The 18,316-nt window shown below is 63.1% G+C and carries 12 protein-coding genes and 2 pseudogenes; 4 read left to right on the top strand and 10 right to left on the bottom strand.

The genetic code is table 11. From position 1 onward, the window contains the following. Position 1: 1 nt before the first annotated feature. From ACNANG_RS08825 to ACNANG_RS08800, 6 genes and pseudogenes are all read right to left on the bottom strand, one after another. Positions 2-763: a hypothetical protein gene (locus ACNANG_RS08825; protein WP_420226880.1), complete on the bottom strand. Its 762-nt coding sequence runs from the start codon at positions 761-763 to the stop codon at positions 2-4. A gap of 3 nt (positions 764-766) precedes the next feature. Beyond that, positions 767-2,548, bottom strand: a complete 1,782-nt coding sequence (locus tag ACNANG_RS08820) for a hypothetical protein (protein ID WP_420226879.1) — start codon at positions 2,546-2,548, stop codon at positions 767-769. 765 nt (positions 2,549-3,313) lie between these two features. Continuing rightward, positions 3,314-4,967: pseudogene (gene groL, locus ACNANG_RS08815) on the bottom strand (chaperonin GroEL). Between the two features lie 67 nt (positions 4,968-5,034). Continuing rightward, entirely contained in the window at positions 5,035-5,322 is a 288-nt protein-coding gene (locus ACNANG_RS08810; RefSeq protein ID WP_179588997.1) for a co-chaperone GroES, read from the bottom strand. A 467-nt stretch (positions 5,323-5,789) separates the two neighbouring features. Next, the gene (locus ACNANG_RS08805; protein ID WP_420226878.1) at positions 5,790-6,560 is read right to left on the bottom strand and encodes an SDR family NAD(P)-dependent oxidoreductase; all 771 of its coding nucleotides are present in this window, start codon (positions 6,558-6,560) and stop codon (positions 5,790-5,792) included. Positions 6,561-6,648: 88 nt separating this feature from the next. Continuing rightward, a complete protein-coding gene (locus tag ACNANG_RS08800) occupies positions 6,649-8,649 on the bottom strand; it encodes a RecQ family ATP-dependent DNA helicase (RefSeq protein WP_420226877.1) in 2,001 nt (666 codons plus the stop codon). 131 nt (positions 8,650-8,780) lie between these two features. On the opposite strand from ACNANG_RS08800, the gene ACNANG_RS08795 reads away from it, so the two are divergent. Both ACNANG_RS08795 and ACNANG_RS08790 read left to right on the top strand, forming a co-directional pair. Continuing rightward, positions 8,781-9,131, top strand: coding sequence for a hypothetical protein (locus ACNANG_RS08795; RefSeq protein WP_420226876.1), 351 nt, complete (start codon positions 8,781-8,783; stop codon positions 9,129-9,131). Between the two features lie 110 nt (positions 9,132-9,241). Further along, positions 9,242-10,150, top strand: coding sequence for an SDR family oxidoreductase (locus tag ACNANG_RS08790; RefSeq protein ID WP_420226875.1), 909 nt, complete (start codon positions 9,242-9,244; stop codon positions 10,148-10,150). Positions 10,151-10,192: 42 nt separating this feature from the next. On the opposite strand, the gene ACNANG_RS08785 is transcribed toward ACNANG_RS08790, so the two are convergent. Beyond that, positions 10,193-11,116, bottom strand: coding sequence for a GlxA family transcriptional regulator (locus tag ACNANG_RS08785; RefSeq protein WP_420226874.1), 924 nt, complete (start codon positions 11,114-11,116; stop codon positions 10,193-10,195). A 41-nt stretch (positions 11,117-11,157) separates the two neighbouring features. On the opposite strand from ACNANG_RS08785, the gene ACNANG_RS08780 reads away from it, so the two are divergent. Together ACNANG_RS08780 and ACNANG_RS08775 are read left to right on the top strand one after the other, a co-directional pair. Next, the gene (locus tag ACNANG_RS08780) at positions 11,158-11,964 is read left to right on the top strand and encodes a DJ-1/PfpI family protein (RefSeq protein WP_420226873.1); all 807 of its coding nucleotides are present in this window, start codon (positions 11,158-11,160) and stop codon (positions 11,962-11,964) included. A gap of 37 nt (positions 11,965-12,001) precedes the next feature. Then, positions 12,002-12,985, top strand: coding sequence for a tripartite tricarboxylate transporter substrate-binding protein (locus tag ACNANG_RS08775; RefSeq protein ID WP_420226872.1), 984 nt, complete (start codon positions 12,002-12,004; stop codon positions 12,983-12,985). A gap of 78 nt (positions 12,986-13,063) precedes the next feature. Here the strand turns inward: ACNANG_RS08775 and ACNANG_RS08770 are convergent, their stop codons facing one another. The 3 genes and pseudogenes from ACNANG_RS08770 to ACNANG_RS08760 form a co-directional block, all read right to left on the bottom strand. Then, the gene (locus tag ACNANG_RS08770) at positions 13,064-14,248 is read right to left on the bottom strand and encodes an esterase-like activity of phytase family protein (RefSeq protein ID WP_420226871.1); all 1,185 of its coding nucleotides are present in this window, start codon (positions 14,246-14,248) and stop codon (positions 13,064-13,066) included. A gap of 138 nt (positions 14,249-14,386) precedes the next feature. Next, a pseudogene (gene mdoH / locus ACNANG_RS08765) lies at positions 14,387-16,683 on the bottom strand (glucans biosynthesis glucosyltransferase MdoH). Then, complete coding sequence (locus ACNANG_RS08760) at positions 16,683-18,191, bottom strand: glucan biosynthesis protein G (RefSeq protein WP_420226870.1); 1,509 nt, start codon at positions 18,189-18,191, stop codon at positions 16,683-16,685. The pseudogene mdoH and the gene ACNANG_RS08760 overlap by 1 nt, the downstream one beginning before the upstream one ends. Positions 18,192-18,316: the final 125 nt, after the last annotated feature.

Below are 18,316 nucleotides of genomic sequence, written 5' to 3'. Positions count from 1 at the left end.
GTCAGGTCCCGCCCTCGACGCGTTTGAGGTTTTCTAAGGTGTCGTTGATGGACTGATACTTCAAAACAATGCGCAGGTCCACGCGGCGGTTCTGCGCGGACGTCCCGTCGATGCCGGGTAGAAGTCGGTCAGCGCCGTAAGCGCTATATGAAAAAATCGGTTGTCCTGCAGCGTTGCGAAAAGGTTCCAGTGGCGAGCCGTCTCCAAGTACGACCTGCTGAATCGCACGTGCGCGGTCGAACGACAGCCCCAGGTTGCCCCCCGGTTTCAGGTTGACCACACTGTCGGTATGACCTTCCAGAAAGATGGTGTCGATCTCGTGCCATCCTCGATTCTTGGCGCATTGCCTGTCAGAAACGCGAGGCCGCTCGCTGGCAACGTAACAGGGCAACACGGTCGCCAAACGCTCACGGGCGTCGCGGATGGCTTGCGTCGCGGGCACGCTGAGTGACGAGGATCCAAGCGCGAATAGTGTGTCAGATGGTAGTGAAATGACGCCGCTTGCAGGATCCACTCGGACGTCAAGCCTGGCGTCCTTCAATGCTTGGCCGATGACCTCCGTCACCGAAGCCCGTGGGTCTGCGGCACCCTTCACCGCATTGAGTTCACCTTGCTGTCGCCCCTGTTCCAGCGCAAGCACCACCACCAGAATAATGAAGATAAACAGCAAACCAATCATCAGGTCACTTGCCGATGCCAAGTAGCTGCCTTCTCCTTCTTCGCGGCTACTAGAAAGCGTGCTACGCGGTTTAAGAATCAACATGCGTCAGCCCTTTGCTTGAATCGCTTCCAGACCGTCGGTAAGATCTTCGATCGTGTCTTCCAGTTGGTGTATAGCCCCACCTAGTTTGCCCACAGCCGTGGCCATGGCCGTGTCCATATCCAAGTGCAGCGCAGCAAGCTGACGGGAGTACTCTGTCACACCTTCCTTGACGGCGCTGACCACGCCGGTAAGATCCTCGCTTGTGCGGCCCATGGCGCCTTGAACCTGCTGCATTGCATCCGCAACGGCTCGTGACGTGCCTTCCATTTGCGAGCGCATTTGTGTCACGACACCCACGACCTCCGGCCCGATTGACTGCACGGCGTGAATAACGGAACGCTGTCCTTCGGACACCTCATCGACTGCGTCACTGGCTTCGGTTAGCTTGCCGACGAGATTGGACACGTCAGTACTGATCTTTTCCCAGTCTTCGCCCACGTCACCCAAGTCGTCCACGAGCTCAATTGCTGCCTTGATGGACCGGTCCATTTGTTCGACGCCCTGCGCGCCCAGCGACGCGGCGCGGCGGAAAGCAACATCAATTTCCTGCACCGCTTCAGTCGTGCGGGCGATGACGGTTTCCATGCTACCCACGCTGGCAGAAAGCCCCTGCGCCGCGGCAGCGATGTCGCTGCTCATCTTTTCGGTCGCCGAATAGATGCCACTTGTCATCCCCTGGGTAGCCTGGCCTAGCTGCGCGGCGGCGTCTTCAACACCGGACGTTAATAACGCGGCGGACGCGTCGAGCTTGCCCGACAGCCCGGTCAGCGTTTCCTTGAACTGCTGCATTTCTTCTGCCGTATTGGCGCTGATAGCCTGCGAGAAGTCCTGCATCATGGTTCGCAGGGCGTCTTCGTTCATCGAACTCATGCGCTCGCTCAAATCCGAAATTGCGCGCTCCAGACGTTCAGTCATCTGCTCCATCTGCGGGCTGAAGCCAGCCGAGACTGCTTTGCCAATGCTCATCGCAAGGTCGGTTTCGAAGCGTTTAAGCACGCCAGTCTGCTCTTGTGCTTCGACCAGCAATTCGCCTGCGACGGCCGTCTGATCTTGCGCGGTTTCATGATGTTCGCGCAGCTGGTCGTTGACAGTGTCCAACTGCGCCAATTGTTCGACTACGGCAACTTCGGCACCAATTGGCGGCCACCAGCTTTCGATGGCTATCACTACTCGGTCACTAGCGCGTTGAACCCGCGCCCACGCGCGCTTGCCCATCACAGTCCAAACCAACGACACCAGCAGGCCTGCCAGCGATGATAAGAACTTGCCCCCTGCTGAACTTAGCAGGCCTTTTGTCGCTTCGATCGGATTAGCGGTGCCTGTTGCGCTGAGCGCAACGGTGGCGTCACTCAGTGCGAAAGTGAGAAAGAGGAAGGTGAAAAATAGCCCTACACCTACCGCGATATTAGGAACAGCTTCGAAAAGCGAAAGGTTGAAATCTTTATGGAGCATCCGTTCGGCGTGCCACACATCGCCTATAGGTACCATTAGCACTCGCCTCTGATTGCCCCCACTGCCTAACAGAAATTGGCGGCTGCGAGTAGTCTTCCAAGCTTGATTAATCCATGGTGTCGCTTCCGCTGCATCGTTTAGTACTTTCTCGTTGGCACCGCCGGGATTATGAATTTCGACCAGGTCTGCAAAATTATCTAGCTTTACCCGCGCGCTGCTGATTATTGGCTGGGCCCAGCAAACGTAGGTAAAAAAGCCGCCAATTAAGATGCCGAAGAAAATCGCCAGCACCCATGGCTGCATAAGCTCCGGGTGCTTGAGCATCCACTCCATGTTTCCTCCTAACTACGGGTTGACCTGATTTTCTGCATGTCTGTGCTTACACTTGCGTCCGGCAATGCGGAGTTCTGCGCAAGTTTGTGGCAGTTTGAAAAAGCAATCGATTTAACCGCCAGAACAGGACACTTGTCTCGTCCGGCTGCGAGCTGCCCGAGCCGTCCTCTGACAAAGTAGCGCACAGGTCTAACTTGGGTTGTTATGTCAACACACTGGAATCCGCCATGTGTGTGGTGCTCGAAACCCTTTAGCTTTATCGTCTCCAGCCTGCAGGCGCCGTTGCACTATTCGCCAGGGCGGCGGGACTTTCGAAGTCTGCTTTTCACGTCAAGTTCGCTTGCAAAAGCATAATTGGCGAGTCCCGCTACTGAAAAAACGCCCACTCAATGTCTGCGGACGACTTTTGGTATTTAAGACCGTGCTGACTTCAATCGTGTAGAGACGTGTCCGCACAAATTCTTTGCTGAGCAAGCGTATGCATGCGCAATAAATTACAAATTTGTGCTGACTGTGCTGGTCGACCTTGGCCTGACGAAGCCCACTGATCTAATTAATACGTTTGGTTACTTGAGGTGTGAAGCATACCAACTTTGTGGGCATTGAAAGCCGATTCTCGCCATTAGGTGGATCTGGCGCAACGACTCATAGCCAGGATAGGCCGCCCATAAAAAAACCCCCGACCGAAGTCGGGGGTTTTTTGTCTTGCAGCCCCGGGCCAGCCCGGGGAGGTCGTACACAGGTGGAGCGTGTCGCCGTAAGGACTTAGAAGTCCATGCCGCCCATGCCACCCATGCCGCCCATTCCGCCGCCGCCCATGCCGCCGGCAGGTGCCTTGTCTTCGGCCACTTCAACCACGATGGCTTCCGTCGTCAGCAGCAGCGAGGCCACCGATGCAGCGTTCTGCAGCGCGGTACGCGTCACCTTGGTGGGGTCCAGCACGCCGAATTCGATCATGTCGCCGTATTCGCCGGACTGCGCGTTGTAGCCGTAGTTGCCCTTGCCAGCCAGCACCGCGTTGACGATGACGCTAGGCTCGTCGCCAGCGTTCGACACGATGGTGCGCAGCGGTTCTTCGATGGCGCGCAGGATGATCTTGATACCTGCGTCCTGATCGGCGTTGTCGCCCTTCAGGTCCACGATGGCTTGCTTGGCACGGATCAGTGCAACGCCGCCGCCAGGAACCACGCCTTCTTCAACGGCTGCACGGGTAGCGTGCAGGGCGTCTTCGACGCGGGCCTTCTTTTCCTTCATTTCGACTTCGGTGGCTGCGCCGACGCTTGATCACGGCAACACCGCCGGCCAGCTTGGCCACGCGTTCTTGCAGCTTTTCGCGGTCGTAGTCCGACGTGGCTTCTTCGATCTGGGCACGCACTTGCTTGACGCGTGCTTCGATGTTCTTGCCGTCGCCAGCGCCGTCGATGATCGTGGTGTTTTCTTTCGCCACTTCGATGCGCTTGGCCTGGCCGAGTTCAGCCAGCGTTGCCTTTTCGAGCGACAGGCCGGTCTCTTCCGAGATCACGGTACCGCCGGTCAGGATGGCGATGTCTTCCAGCAGCGCCTTGCGACGATCGCCGAAGCCAGGGGCCTTCACGGCGGTGGTCTTCAGGATGCCACGGATGTTGTTGACCACCAGCGTGGCCAGGGCTTCGCCTTCGACGTCTTCGGCGATGATCAGCAGCGGACGGCTTTGCTTGGCGACTTGTTCCAGCACCGGCAGCAGTTCGCGGATGTTGCTGATCTTCTTGTCGTGGATCAGGATGAACGGGTCTTCCAGCGCGGCAACTTGCTTTTCCGGGCTGTTGATGAAGTAGGGCGACAGGTAGCCGCGGTCGAATTGCATGCCTTCGACGACGTCCAGTTCGTTCTCGAGCGACTTGCCGTCTTCAACGGTGATCACGCCTTCCTTGCCAACCTTGTCCATCGCGTCGGCGATGATCTGGCCGATCGAGCTGTCGCTGTTGGCCGAGATCGAGCCGACTTGCGCGATTTCCTTGCTGGTGGCGCAAGGACGGCTGATCGACTTCAGTTCTTCGATGGCGGCAGCCACGGCCTTGTCGATGCCGCGCTTCAGGTCCATCGGGTTCAGGCCGGCGGTCACGTACTTCAGGCCTTCCAGCACGACGGCCTGGGCCAGCACGGTTGCGGTGGTGGTACCGTCACCGGCGTTGTCGCTGGTCTTGGAAGCCACTTCCTTGACGAGCTGGGCGCCAAGGTTTTCGTACTTGTCTTTCAGTTCGATTTCTTTCGCAACCGACACGCCGTCTTTCGTGACGGTGGGGGCGCCGAACGAACGCTCGAGCACGACGTTGCGGCCTTTCGGGCCGAGGGTGACTTTGACGGCGTTCGCGAGAACGTTGACGCCGCGGACGATACGAGCACGTGCGTCGTCGCCGAATACAACTTGTTTAGCAGCCATGGATATTCCTTGAGTAGGGGTCTAGAAGCGAAATCGGGTGATCAGGACAGCAAGGCGCGGCAGGCGCTTACTGGATCACGGCCAGGATTTCTTCTTCGCGGATAACGATCAGTTCTTCGCCGTCGATCTTGACGGTCTGGCCGGCGTACTTGCCGAACAGCACCTTGTCGCCGACCTTCAGGTCAACCGGGCTCACCTTGCCGTCGTCGCTCTTCTTGCCAGGACCGACAGCCAGGACTTCGCCTTGATCAGGCTTTTCGGCAGCGCTTTCAGGGATCACGATGCCCGAAGCGGTTGTACGCACGTTGTCGAGACGCTTGAGGATCACGCGATCCTGCAGGGGACGGAGGGCCATACAAACTCCTGATATACGAAAAATTGACGTATGAATTGGAAAAAGGGGCTGAGTCAGCCAGGATCGGCAAGCCGGGCGCACAAGACGCCGCGGACGCCGGATCACACAGTGGGGCAGGCGGAAGCACGGCTTCCAGCGCTGTTAGCACTCTATGCGATCGAGTGCTAATTATAGGGACGGTGATGGACCGTTTCAAGGGCGGTCCAGATTTATATTTCTTTGTAAGCGCCGCAAGGAAGCTCAGGGGCGCAAGACGCACCGCCGGGCGCGCGGGGTAAGTGCTGGCTTTGTAGCACAACGGCCGCGAGAGTATCGCGGCCGTTGTCATGGTAAGTACCGAGTGCGGGGTACGGTGCCAAGCAGGAGTCAGGGGATCAGGGCGGGACCTTCTCCGAATGGGCACCCGGATGGATACCCGAATTGGCACCCGCCTCGATGCCCGGATCGAGCGCTTGCCCGAACATGCATCAGGCGCCGCCCCATTGCATCGTCAGCCCGCCGTCCATCGTCCAGGTCTGCCCCGTCACGTAATCGCCGTCGTCCGACGCCAGGAACAGCGCCAGTCGTGCGATCTCTTCCGGCTGGCCCGGGCGGTGCCACGGAATGGCCTTCATCGACTCGGCCTTTTTCTCCGGGTCATCCAGTCGTTCCTGCGTCATGGGGGTCTGGATCAGCCCCGGTGCAATATTGTTGACGTTGATCTTGTCTTCGGCCAGTTCGCGCGACAGGCTGCGCGCCAGCGATCCGACACCCGCCTTGGCCATGCCGTACGGGGCGCTTTCAGGCGTCGGCAGGTGCTGCGCGACCGACGAAATATTGACGATGCGCCCGCCGGGACCGGCTGCTCGGCGGCGCTTGATGAACGCGCGGCAGCAGAACAGCGGGCCCATCAGGTCGGTGCGCAGGATCAATTCGACCTGTTCATCGGTCAATTCGACGACCGGAACGCCGCCCATGCCCTTGCCGGCGTTGTTGACCAGGATGTCCAGGCTGCCGAAGGTGTTGATGACTTCGTCAAAGGTACGTTCGACCGAGGACGAGTCGCCTACGTCGCCTTGAATCACGATGGCTTGGCGGCCTGCCGCTTCGATCAGGCGGCGCGTTTCTTCCGCACCGTCTTTGTCGGTGTGATAGGTGATGGCGACATCGGCGCCTTCCTGGGCGAACAGGGCGGCGATGGCCTGGCCGATACCGGAATCCGCGCCTGTGATCAGCGCGCGTTTGCCTTGCAGTTTCATGGGGTTCTCCTGTTAGGTTGCGAACGAAGGCGGCTGCGCAGAACAGAGCTGCCCGGTCCCATGGCGCATCACGGTCCGGGCTGCCTGTTCAAGCGTTGGCCGCGCGTTCGGCGGGCTGCACGAAGCTCGCCACGAACGCGCGATGCGCCCCGTCCTCGAATGAGACGGTAATGGTTTCCGCGTCCACGCGCTCGACGGTGCCCGTGCCATGACGGCGCACGCTGACGAGGTCGCCCGGGGCGAAAGCCGGCGCGGCGTCGGACCCTGAGCCTGCGCTTTCCGGCGGCCCCTCGGCCTCGGGCATGACGGCCGATGGCGCGATCGACTGTACGGAGCCAGGGGCCTTGACCGCCTGACCCTGGGTCGCGCGGCCTGCCATTCCGCCGATTCCGCCAGCGGCGCCGCTGCGGCGCGCCATCAGCACGTCGTCCCGCCCGACACGAATGGCATCATCGCCGACCGATTCCGCCGCCTGTTCCGCCGCCTGTTCCACCGCCTGACGGGCAGACACTGCGGCGATCCGCAGGCAGCTATCGCAGGTGCCGCACGGGCCGCTTTCCGACGCGGCATCGAAGTGGGCCAGCAGCGCCTGCCAGCGGCATGCGCCGCTATGGGCGTAGGCCACCATTTCTTCCAGCATGGACCGATCGTGTTCGCGCTTTTCGCGGTACGCCGCCGCCAGCGCATGCAGGTCGCGATCCAGCACCTCGGCCATCGCGACCCGCAAGTGACCCTGCCGGTCTTTTACGATGACGTCATGGTCCAGCAGCAGGCTGATCGACACTTGCACCTTGCTGCGTGGCCGCTCCAGGTGTTCGCACAGGGCATCCGTCGTCCAGCCCGCGGCGGCATCTTCCGGCGGATGGAGCAGGGCGGCATACACCGCGCCCACGTCCTCGGCCGACGGGTACTTTCCCGCCATGAAGAACCGCTGGACGGCCTGATCCTTGTCGTGGAACAGCAGGGTGCACTGGGCCACCTCGCCATCGCGTCCGCCGCGGCCGGATTCCTGGTAGTAGGCGTCCAGGCCCGATGGGGTCTGAAAGTGGATTACGAAGCGGATGTCCGACTTGTCCACGCCCAGCCCGAACGCGTTGGTCGCGATCATGACGCGGACTTCGCCAGCCATGAACGCATCCTGGCTCGCCCGCCGCTGTGCCGACCCCATGCGGCCGTGATATCGGCCCACGGATTCGCCTGTCTCGGCCAGGGCGCTGTAGACCTGTTCGACGGCGGCCACCGTGGCGCAATAGACCATCCCGGCGCCTTCAGTGCGCTGGACCAGATCACGCACGCGCGCCAGCTTGGCCCGTTCGTCGGTCACGGTTTCCACCGCGTAATGCAGGTTCGGGCGGAAGACGCCGGTGTTGATCACCGCGGCATCTTGCATCTGCAATTGTTGTGTCAGATCTGCGATGACTTCTTGCGTGGCCGTGGCTGTCAGCGCCAGCACGGGCGGGCTGCCCAGCGCGCGGGCCGCGGCGCCGATTTCCAGGAACGCCGGGCGGAAGTCGTGGCCCCACTGGGAGATGCAATGCGCTTCGTCGACCACCAGTAGGCTGATGGGATGCGCGGACAGCGCGTCCATGATGTCGGGCGATGCGAGCCGTTCCGGCGTCGTGAACACAATGCGCGCCGACCCATCGGCAATGGCCGCTTCGGTCTGGCGGGCTTCGTCGGATTCGATCGCGCTATTCAATTGCACGGCCGCGATACCCAGCGCGCGCAGTTTGTCGCACTGGTCCTTCATCAAGGCAATCAGCGGTGTGACCACCACCGTGCAGCCCGGCAGCATAAGTGCCGGCAACTGATAGCACAGCGACTTGCCTGCGCCGGTCGGCATGACCGCCACGGTGTGCTTGCCGCGCAATACCCGGTCGATGACCGAGGACTGCCCTTCACGCAACCGTTCCAGCCCGAACACGTCGCGCAGCAATCTTCCAATGTCGGCCTTGTACGTGGCCGTGGATGATGCGCGGCCGGACGATGCACGGGACGATCCAGGGCGGCGAGTAGCGGCCTTGGCGGGAGGGCGGGGCGAAGCCTTGCGGGCAGGGGATGATGCAGCGACAGCGGTAGCGACGGGCATGAGTGAGACGCAGCGATGGACGATGGTAGCTGTCACTGCGCAGATTCCGTGCCTGCCAGAGGGCACAGTATGTGCTGGAGCTTCGGCATAGGAATCACAAGACCGAATCACGGAACCGTAAAGGACACACCATGCCAGACACCATCAATCCCCTTGTCAAAGAGCGCCTGGCCGACCAGCCCGACATGACGGGCGGCGCGCCCCGGCCCAAACACGTCGATGCAGATGATGCGCCCGTGTCCACCATGGACAACGTGCCGCGCGCGGAGCGCCATGACCAGCCCGGTTTCGACCAGGCCGTTGCGGCCGAAGAATCGCAGGCACGCGTGGGCACCTTGCCCGGTACGGATGAGTACGCCGATGCAGCCCGTACTCGCGCCCACAGCCAACCCGACAAGGCGGCCGGCGACGGCGATCTGGAGCAGGGCACCACGCGCCCGGGCGGCCCGGTGGGCGGGCAGCGTCCCAACGATCAGGACTGACCGGTGACAGGACCGCGGATGTCATGGGTATCGACAGTATCGACGGTATCGACGCCCGCGCGGTCCTGTGCCGCGCTTCCCCTCAACCTTATTTATGCAGGAGCCCTCTGATGTCGAATGACCAGACCCCCAACCAGTACGCCATGCAGAATCCGCTCACCCAGTATCCGCAGCCGCCGTTTCCGAGACAGGAACAGGCCGAGCCCGGACTGGACATGAAGATGAATCCGCCGCCCGACCATGGCGAGAAGACCTATCGCGGTTTTGGCCGCCTGGCCGGCCGCAAGGCGCTGATCACGGGTGGAGATTCGGGCATCGGCCGCGCCGTGGCCATTGCCTTTGCACGGGAAGGCGCCGATGTCGCCATCAACTATTTGCCCGAAGAAGAACCCGACGCGAAAGAGGTCGTGCAGCTGATCGAGGAAGCCGGTCGCAAGGCCTTCCCGCTGCCCGGTGACCTGACCGGCGAGTCATTCTGCAAGTCGTTGATCGCCAATGCCAGCAAGGCCTTGGGCGGGCTCGACATTCTGGTGAACGTGGGCGGCAAGCAGCTCACGCAGGAGTCGATCGAAGACATCACTACCGAACAGTTCGACGCCACCTTCAAGACCAATGTCTATGCGCTGTTCTGGCTGTGCAAGGCCGCGGTGCCGCTGATGCCGCCGGGCGCGACCATCGTCAACACGGCGTCCATCCAGTCCTATCAGCCGTCGGGCGGCCTGCTGGACTATGCGTCCACCAAGGCGGCCATTGTCGGCTTTACCAAGGCTTTGGCCGAACAGATGGCGCCCAAAGGCATCCGGGTGAACGCGGTTGCGCCGGGCCCGTTCTGGACCGTGCTGCAACCGACGGGCGGTCAGCCGCCCGAAAAGGTGGTGCACTTTGGCGAGCAGCTGCCCTTGAAGCGTCCGGGGCAACCCGCCGAGCTGGCGCCGGTGTATGTGCTGCTGGCCTCGCAAGAGTCGAGCTTCACGACCGGCGAGGTGTATGGCGTGACGGGCGGCAAGCCGACGCCATGATGCGCGCTTTCCGGACACCCATGCATCCAACGGTGGGCTGATCTAGAAGTCCCCCGGCGCCATGCCGACCTGTCGCGCAATGTCCTTGCGCGACAGCGTTCCGCCCGCCAGCAGCATCTGTGCGCGATCCGTGCGCAGACCGCGCAACACCTCGCTTGGCGCCATGCCGAATTGCGCCTTGAATTTGCGCTGGAACGTGCGCCGCGACATGGCGCATTCGTCTGACATGGCATCGACGTGCCAGTCACGCGCCAGGTCCGCTTCCATTTTTTCGATCAACGCCCGAAACGGCGCGCTTGCACGATCCTGCAGGCGCAGGGTCTGGCTGTACTGGCGTTGATCGCCGGAACGCCGCAGGTAGACCACCAGGCGGCGCGCGACGCGCTGCGCGATGATCTCGCCGCAGTCGCGGGCGATCAGCCCCAGCGCCAGGTCGATGCCTGCCGTGACACCGGCCGCCGTCCAATACTTATCACTCTCACAAAAGATGCGTTCGTCGGCCACGTCCAGCTTGGGGTACCGGCTGCGCAGGCGGTCCGCCGACCGCCAGTGCGTGGTGACAGACTGACCGTCCAGCACGCCTGCCGCGGCAAGAAGAAAAGCGCCCGAACACACGCTGCAGGTGCGTTGGGACGTGGCGTCCTGCTGCCGCAACCAGCGGGTGAAGGCAGTGTCTTTCGACGCCACGTGCACGCCTTCGCCGCCTGGCACCACCACGGTGTGAAACGGGGTGCCCGCCGAGGCATCCAGCGTGTGGTCCACCAGGATGCGCAGGCCGCCGTCGGTGGTCGACACCGTGGGCGACACGCCGCAAGTGGACAGCGCATAACGGATCTGGCCGACCTCGTCATTGGCGGTGGCAAAGGCCTGCCACGGCCCGCTCAGGTCGATGGGCTGGAAGCCGTCGAAGACCAGGAACGCCACGGCAATTGGCGCGTTTTCCTCTGTTTTTGGCGCGCCTGTCATGGGTTGTCCTTCTATCGTCTGGGCTTCATACGGAGGATGTCATGCACGTCAATTTTCTATTATTCCCTGACCTGACTCAACTGGACCTGACTGGTCCCTTCGAAGTGCTCGCCCGCGCGCCCGGCTTTACGATCGACTTCGTGTCGCCGTCCATGGACCCGGTGCGCTCCGACCGGGGCTTGGTGATGATGCCCACCGCCACCTTCGAAACGGCCCGGCCTTGCGACGTGCTGGTGGTACCTGGCGGACCCGGCACCGACGACTGCCTGACGGACGCGCGATGGGTGTCCTTCACGGCGCAGCAGGCAGCCACCGCAAGGTATGTGATCGGCGTGTGCACCGGGTCCTTGCTGCTGGGCGCGGCAGGCCTGCTGAAAGGCAAACGTGCCGCCTGCCACTGGCAGGCCCGCGATTTCCTGACCGCGTTCGGCGCCATTCCCGATACGTCTCGCATGTGTATCGACGGCAATATCTTCACGTCGGGTGGCGTGACGTCCGGTATCGACATGGCCTTGCTGGCCGTCGGCAGAATGATCGACGAAGATACCGCGCGGCAGATCCAGCTGCAGATCGAATACGACCCCGAGCCGCCCTTCGAAGGTGGCACCCCGTCGACGTCTCCGCAGTACATCGTGCAGCGCTGCCTGGACGCGACACGGCAGCGCTACGCCATCCGCGAACGCGCCGTGCTGCAGGCGGCGTCGCTGTTGTCGGCGACATCGGCAACGTCTGCTGCGTCAGCTGCGTCGACCGCATCGGCCACGCGCTCGGCCACGTCGTCGGCCGCGTCGGCCACGTCGTCGGCCACGTCGCCTGCCGCGTCGCTCACCGGGTCGTCGCCATTGTGAGCCGCCATCCCACAGGGCGTTCGGCGACCCCTCCAGCATGTCTGCGCGCAGACCTTTCCTGCTGCACACCCTGGCCGCCCTGCTGTGCGCGACGGCGCTGCCCGCCCTGGCCGCGTATCCCGAGCGACCCGTCACGCTTATCGTTCCGTACGCGGCGGGCGGACCCATGGACAAACTGGCACGGCAATTGGCCGCGCAACTCAATCCCCAACTGAAGCAGACCGTGGTGGTGGTGAACCAGGCGGGCGCCGGCGGCAACATTGGCGTAGCCGCCGCCAAGCGCGCCGCGCCCGATGGCTACACCGTGCTGCTGGATCACGTCCACATGGCCACGGCGCCGAGCCTGTACCGCAAGCTGGACGTCGACCCCGTTGCCGATTTCGAACCGCTGGGCGTGATCGCGGAATCGCCGCTGGTGCTGATCGCCAGACCGGACGTGCCCACGTCCACCCCGGGCGATCTGTTGCGCTGGATGGCAAGGCAGCCGCAGGTCACGTTGGCCAATGCCGGCGTGGGGTCCGCGTCGCATCTGTGCGGGCTGCTGTTGCAGAATGCCCTGAAGCTGCGCATGACGACCGTGCCCTACCGCGGCACGGGGCCGGCCATGATCGACATGCTGAGCGGTCAGGTGGATCTGATGTGCGACCTGACGGCCAACGCCCTGCCGCAGATCCAGGCCGCCAAGGTGCAGGCGGTGGCGTTGACGGTGGACGACCCGCTGTCGGGGACGCCGCTCGCAAGCGTCCCTTCGTTGCGATCCTTTGGCATCGATCAGGCGCCGATCACGATCTGGTACGGCATGTACGCGCCACGTGGCACGCCCGATGCCATCGTCCGCACGCTGTCGTCCGCGCTGCGCGGGGTGGTGGCGTCTGCGTCGTTCCGGCAGCAACAGAAAGACGCGGGCATTCGCCCGGTCGATGACGCGCGGCTGGCGCCGCAGGGCCATCGGCAATACCTTGAAGCGGAAATCGAGCGATGGGCAGGGCCGATCAGGGCGGCGGCGGTATACGGCGACTAAGCGTCCCGTCGCGGCCCTGCATGGGCACGACAGGCGCATGGGCGTGACAGGCGGCCACGGCCGCCTGTCTTTCGCCGGTCAAGGCTGCACGTCGAACACGATGATCTGATTGCGATCCGTTGCCGAGTCCGCGGCCGGAAAGTTGTCATCCGCAACGATCACCAGCGAGTCATGGCCGTTCGGCAGCTTCGGGCCGAAGGTCATGCCTTCCAGGTTGGCGATGCCCCCCAGTTGGGTCTTGAGCGTTTCGAAGTCCAGCACCAGGCGCTTGGTCAAGGGCGTATAGGCCGCGCCCGTCAACGACGTCGTGTTGAGCACGTTGCTGGCCTTGCTGATGTCCACCTCGTACAGGCGGATCTGATTGCCTGTCACGCCCACTGAGAAGCTGCGTTCCAGCACCAGGAAACGCGTGTTGGTGATAGCCAGGATCTCGGTTGCGCCGCTGACCGAGAACTGGTCGGCCGGCACCGGCGCGACCTGCACCTTGTCGACCGGATAGACATATTGCGATACCGCCACGCCGGCGGCGCGGTTGAATACGGTCAGGCGCGCAAGCGCACCGGCGGTGACCGACGGCGCGGGGCCGTCTTCGAACAAGGGGCCTTCCATCATCACGGCGGCGCTCAGCGTATCGGGCGTCAACGCCAGCCCTTCGAACGCCAGGTTGCCGCGCGGGCCCTTTTCGCCGCGCGACATCTGGAACATGCCGGGCAAGGTGTATTCACGGACATGCGTGCCGTCGGGACGGATCTCGCGAATGAACGGGTTGATCAGGCGTTCGGCCGTCGCGCCGCTGGCCAGCGTGCGATCGCCTTCGCTGGTCCACACGTAGTTGCCGCTGACCGGATCGACGCGGACCGACTCGGGATCGGCCACCAGCGGATTGGGCACCTTGGGGTAGACCGCGCCGCCCGGCTGTTTCATGGTGAAGGTTGACAGCATCTGCACCGACGAGAAGGTGGTGGCGTCGAAGGTCAGCGTGCCGGTGTACATGCGTGGCGGCGTGGGCGAGTCGGTGGTGGTCCGATCATCTGAAATGAACAGGTAGCGCTGGCGTGCCGCGTCGTAATCGATGCCCGACAGGCCGCCGACCACGGTGCCCTGGAATTCACCGCGGCGGGGCAGGACCTGCTGACCGATCAGTTTGAGCGAACCCACGCTGCGTTCGGGCGTACTGTCATCGTCGTCGCTGCCGCAACCGGTCAGGAGCAGCAGCGGGAAGACGGCACAGAGCAGGGCAGCGCGGGGCAGGCGGAAGGGCATGATAGGGGAAATGGCGCAAGAGGGAAGAGCGCCAGCCTAGGCCTCGCGAATGACCGGACCGTGACAGCACCCCAAACGACAACGCCCCGATCCATGGACCGGGGCGTTGCGTGACTCACCGCGGGTCGCGGCGTCGGATCACGCGGCCAGGCCTTCCTTGGGCTGCGCCAGCAGCAACTGGCGATGCACTTCGCGCAGCACCACCGGGTCGTCCAGCAAACGGATTTTTCCGGCTCGGGCAGGGTTTCCGGACCCCGTTCCAGCGCCCGCGCGATCCGCGCGGCGCGGCTTTGCGCGAGCAGTTCCGTGCTGCGATGCCGGCCCGTCGCCATCGCGGCCGACAGGGCGTTCACGTCCGGATCATGCAGCGCGTCGGCAAAGCCCGGGCTGGGCAGGGACGCGTTGTTCTGCTGCGTGTAGGTCTTGGTATGGACCAGTTCCACGGGCGGATGCGTCTCTTCCGGGATCTGGAACAGGCGGTTGCGGTACGCCGCCTTGCCCAGCGCCACCCGGCTCGACAGCACCGACAGCGGAATCGCCAGCACCAGCGACAGCAGGATCGGAATCATCCACCACAGGAAGTTCGGGTTCAGCCAGGCCACCAGCGCGCCCCAGCACAGCCCCAGCAGGGTCTGCAGGCCGTGACGGCGGGTCGCTTCACCCCAGGACGTCTCGTTGTTGTCCCGCTTGGGCGACTTCCACTGCACCGACATGCCCAGGAAGGCGGCCACCACGAAACGGGTGTGGAAGACCATGCGGATCGGCGCCAGCAGCATGGAAAACAGCACTTCCCACAGCATGCTCCAGAACAGCTTCACCCCGCCGCCATATTCCTTCGCGCCCTTGGCCCAGACCAACAGCACACTGAGGATCTTCGGGAAGAACAGCAGAATGGCCGTGGTCGAGAACAGCGCAATGGCTTCTTCGGGATGCCATTGTGGCCACACCGGGAACAACTGGTGGGGGGCCACGAAGTATTGCGGTTCGGTCAGCGTATGGACCGCCAGCAGCGCCGTCGACAAGGCCAGGAACAGGAACCACAGCGGCGCCGACAGGTAAGACATGACGCCGGTCAGGAACACCGCGCGATGCACGGGGTGCATGCCCTTGACCAGGAACAACCGGAAGTTCATCAGGTTGCCCTGGCACCACCGCTGGTCGCGCTGCAGTTCGTCCAGCAGGTTGGGCGGCAGTTCTTCGTAGCTGCCCGGCAGGTCATAGGCGATCCACACTCCCCAGCCGGCGCGGCGCATCAGGGCCGCTTCGACAAAGTCATGCGACAGGATGGCGCCCGCGAAGCTGCCCTTGCCCGGCAACGGCGCCAGCGCGCAATGCTGGATGAAGGGTTCCAGGCGGATGATGGCGTTGTGGCCCCAGTAGTGCGATTCGCCCAATTGCCAGAAATGCAGCCCGGCCGTGAACAGCGGGCCGTAGATGCGGGTTGCGAACTGCTGCACCCGCGCATACAGGCTGTCCATTCCGGCGGCGCGGGGCGCGCTCTGGATGATGCCCGCTTCAGGATTGGCGTCCATCAGCACCACCAGGCGCTTCAGGCATTCGCCGCTCATTACGCTGTCGGCATCCAACACCACCATGTACTGATAGTTGGCGCCCCAGCGGCGGCAGAAGTCATCGATGTTGCCGCTCTTGCGTTTGACGCGGCGGCGGCGCCGGCGATAGAAGATCTTGCCGAAGCCGCCCACGGCCTTGCACAGTTCCACCCAGGCGCGTTGCTCGGCCACGCAGGTGTCGGCCTTGTAGCTGTCGCTGAGGATGAAGAAGTCGAACTGCGCCAGTTCGCCGGACCGCTCCACCGATTCATAGGTAGCGCGCAGGCCGGCCATGACACGGGCCACATCTTCGTTGCAAATCGGCATGACGATCGCGGTCCGGGTGGACTTGTTGATCGGTATGCCTTCGGCCGCCGTGCCGGAAATGCTGTAGCGGTCGCGTCCTATCATCAGTTGCAGGAAGCCCATCAGGGCGGTCCAGAAACCGGCGGACACCCAGCAGAACAGCAGCGCGAACAGGAACAGGATCGCGATTTCCAGGATCTGGCCGCCCTGGTAGGGCAGCACTGCTTTCATGTACCAGGTCGCAACCACCGTCTGCACGATGACGGCAATCAGCAGGCACATGCGGCGCGCGCGGCCTGCCGACTTCCAGCGTGGTTCCTGTGACTGGTCGCGGCCGGCCTTGGCGGCGCGGGCCTTTCCACGGAAGCTGCGCCAGCCGCGCACCAGCGGGTTGGTGATCCAGGGCTCGGGCACCATGGAACTGCGATGCATTGGCGGCGTGGCGGCAATGCACGCTTCGCCGTCGGGCGCGACGTGCACCAGGCCCGCCGCGTCCATGTCCGGACCGTAGGCACGCGCCAGCGCCTTGCGATCGTTCGGGACCGCGGCGCTGGCGCCGTCGTCAGGTAGCACGCTCATCATTCAGCCGTCTCGTTGGCGGGCAATTGATAGCTCCAGGTTTCCGAAACCTGCGTCTGGCCATTGACCAGCGCGGCGCGCATCTCGACCGGTTTGGTGGGGTCCTTGACCTTCAGGCGCAGCGTCACGCGCCAGCCGCCCGTGACCGGGTTGTGGCGCAGGCTGTTCTCCATCACGTCGGCGTTGCCGTTGTTGGAAAAGCTGAGCGACACCGGCACGCGCGGATCATTCTTGCGGGCCGTTGCCGGCGCCGTGAAGTCGATCATCAGCGCCAGGCTGCCATCGGCACGGCGGATCAGGTCGGCGCCTTTCAGTTCGCCGGCCGATCGCAGGGTCTGGATGACGCGGGCCAGCTTCGGGTCCTGCAGTTTGGCCTCGTTGCGCGTAAAGCGCAGGGTGTAGTCCAGGTCCAGCGCCGCGCCCGGCTTGGGCTGGTTTTCCGGGACCCAGAACGCAACGATGTTGTCGTTGGTTTCGTCGGCCGTCGGGATCTCGATCAGCTCGACGCGGCCCTTGCCCCAGTTGCCGCTCGGCTCGACCCACAAGGAAGGACGGGTCTCGTAGCGGTCGTCGATGTCTTCATAGCGGCTGAATTCGCGGCCGCGCTGCTGCAATCCGAAGCCCTTGGGATTTTCCATGCCGAACGAACTGGTCGACAGGCGGCGCGGATTGTTCAGCGGACGCCACAGCCATTCGCCATTGCCCGCGTGAAAAGCCAGGCCGTCGGAATCATGCAGTTCGGACCGGAAATTCGACGACGTGGTCGGCTGATTCGATCCATACAGGAACATGCTGGCCATGGGCGCAATGCCCAGCTTGGCGACGGGCGCGCGCAGGTACACGCGCGACTTCACGTCCACCGTCGTGTCTTCGCCCGGCGTGATCGTGAAGCGGAAGGCCCCCGTGGCGCGCGGCGAATCCAGCAGCGCATAGATCACGATGTGCTTGTCAGAGTTGGCCGGACGCGATACCCAGAACTCGCGAAAACGGGGAAATTCCTCGCCCGACGGCACCGCCGTATCGATGGCCAGGCCCCGTGCCGAAATGCCGTATTGCTGGCCCTTGCCAATCACGCGGAAGTAGCTGGCTCCCAGGAACGAGGCGATCTCGTCATCGGGCTTTTTCGAATTGTTGAGCGGGTACAGCACCTTGAAGCCGGCAAAGCCCAGATTGTTGAGCGCCTTGGCGTCGGGCTTGCGTGGTCCGAAGTCGAAGTCGTTCGGGTCGTACTTGATTTCGCGGACGCCTTCGGCATCCACTTCGTTGATCTTGATGGGCAGGTCGAAGTACATGCCCTGGTGATGGAACACGAGTTCGAAGGGCGACTTGTTGTCGGCCCAATGGTATTTCTCGCGCTTGAGCTGGATCTGCTGGTAGTCGGCGAACTTCAGGTCGCGCAACTCCCGCGGCAGGGCGCTGGTCGGCGCCTTGAACTTTTCATTGGAGAGCTCTTTGGCTCGCCGGGCGACATCATAGAAATTGAACGCGTGCGCAGATGTGGCACTCACGGCCCCGGAAACGGCCAACAGACCCACGATGAACGAACGGGTCAGTCGGGCGTACGCGCGATGGGCAATAGTGGAAGACTCAGTCACGGAACCTCTTAACGTCTGCAATAGAAAGGGGTAGGGCT

Origin of the sequence: Pigmentiphaga litoralis, assembly GCF_048632615.1 — a bacterium.
GTDB classification, from domain to species: Bacteria; Pseudomonadota; Gammaproteobacteria; order Burkholderiales; family Burkholderiaceae_B; genus Pigmentiphaga; species Pigmentiphaga litoralis_B.
Note: the sequence above shows the minus strand (reverse complement) of the source record. Positions and strands in the feature narration are given on the sequence as shown.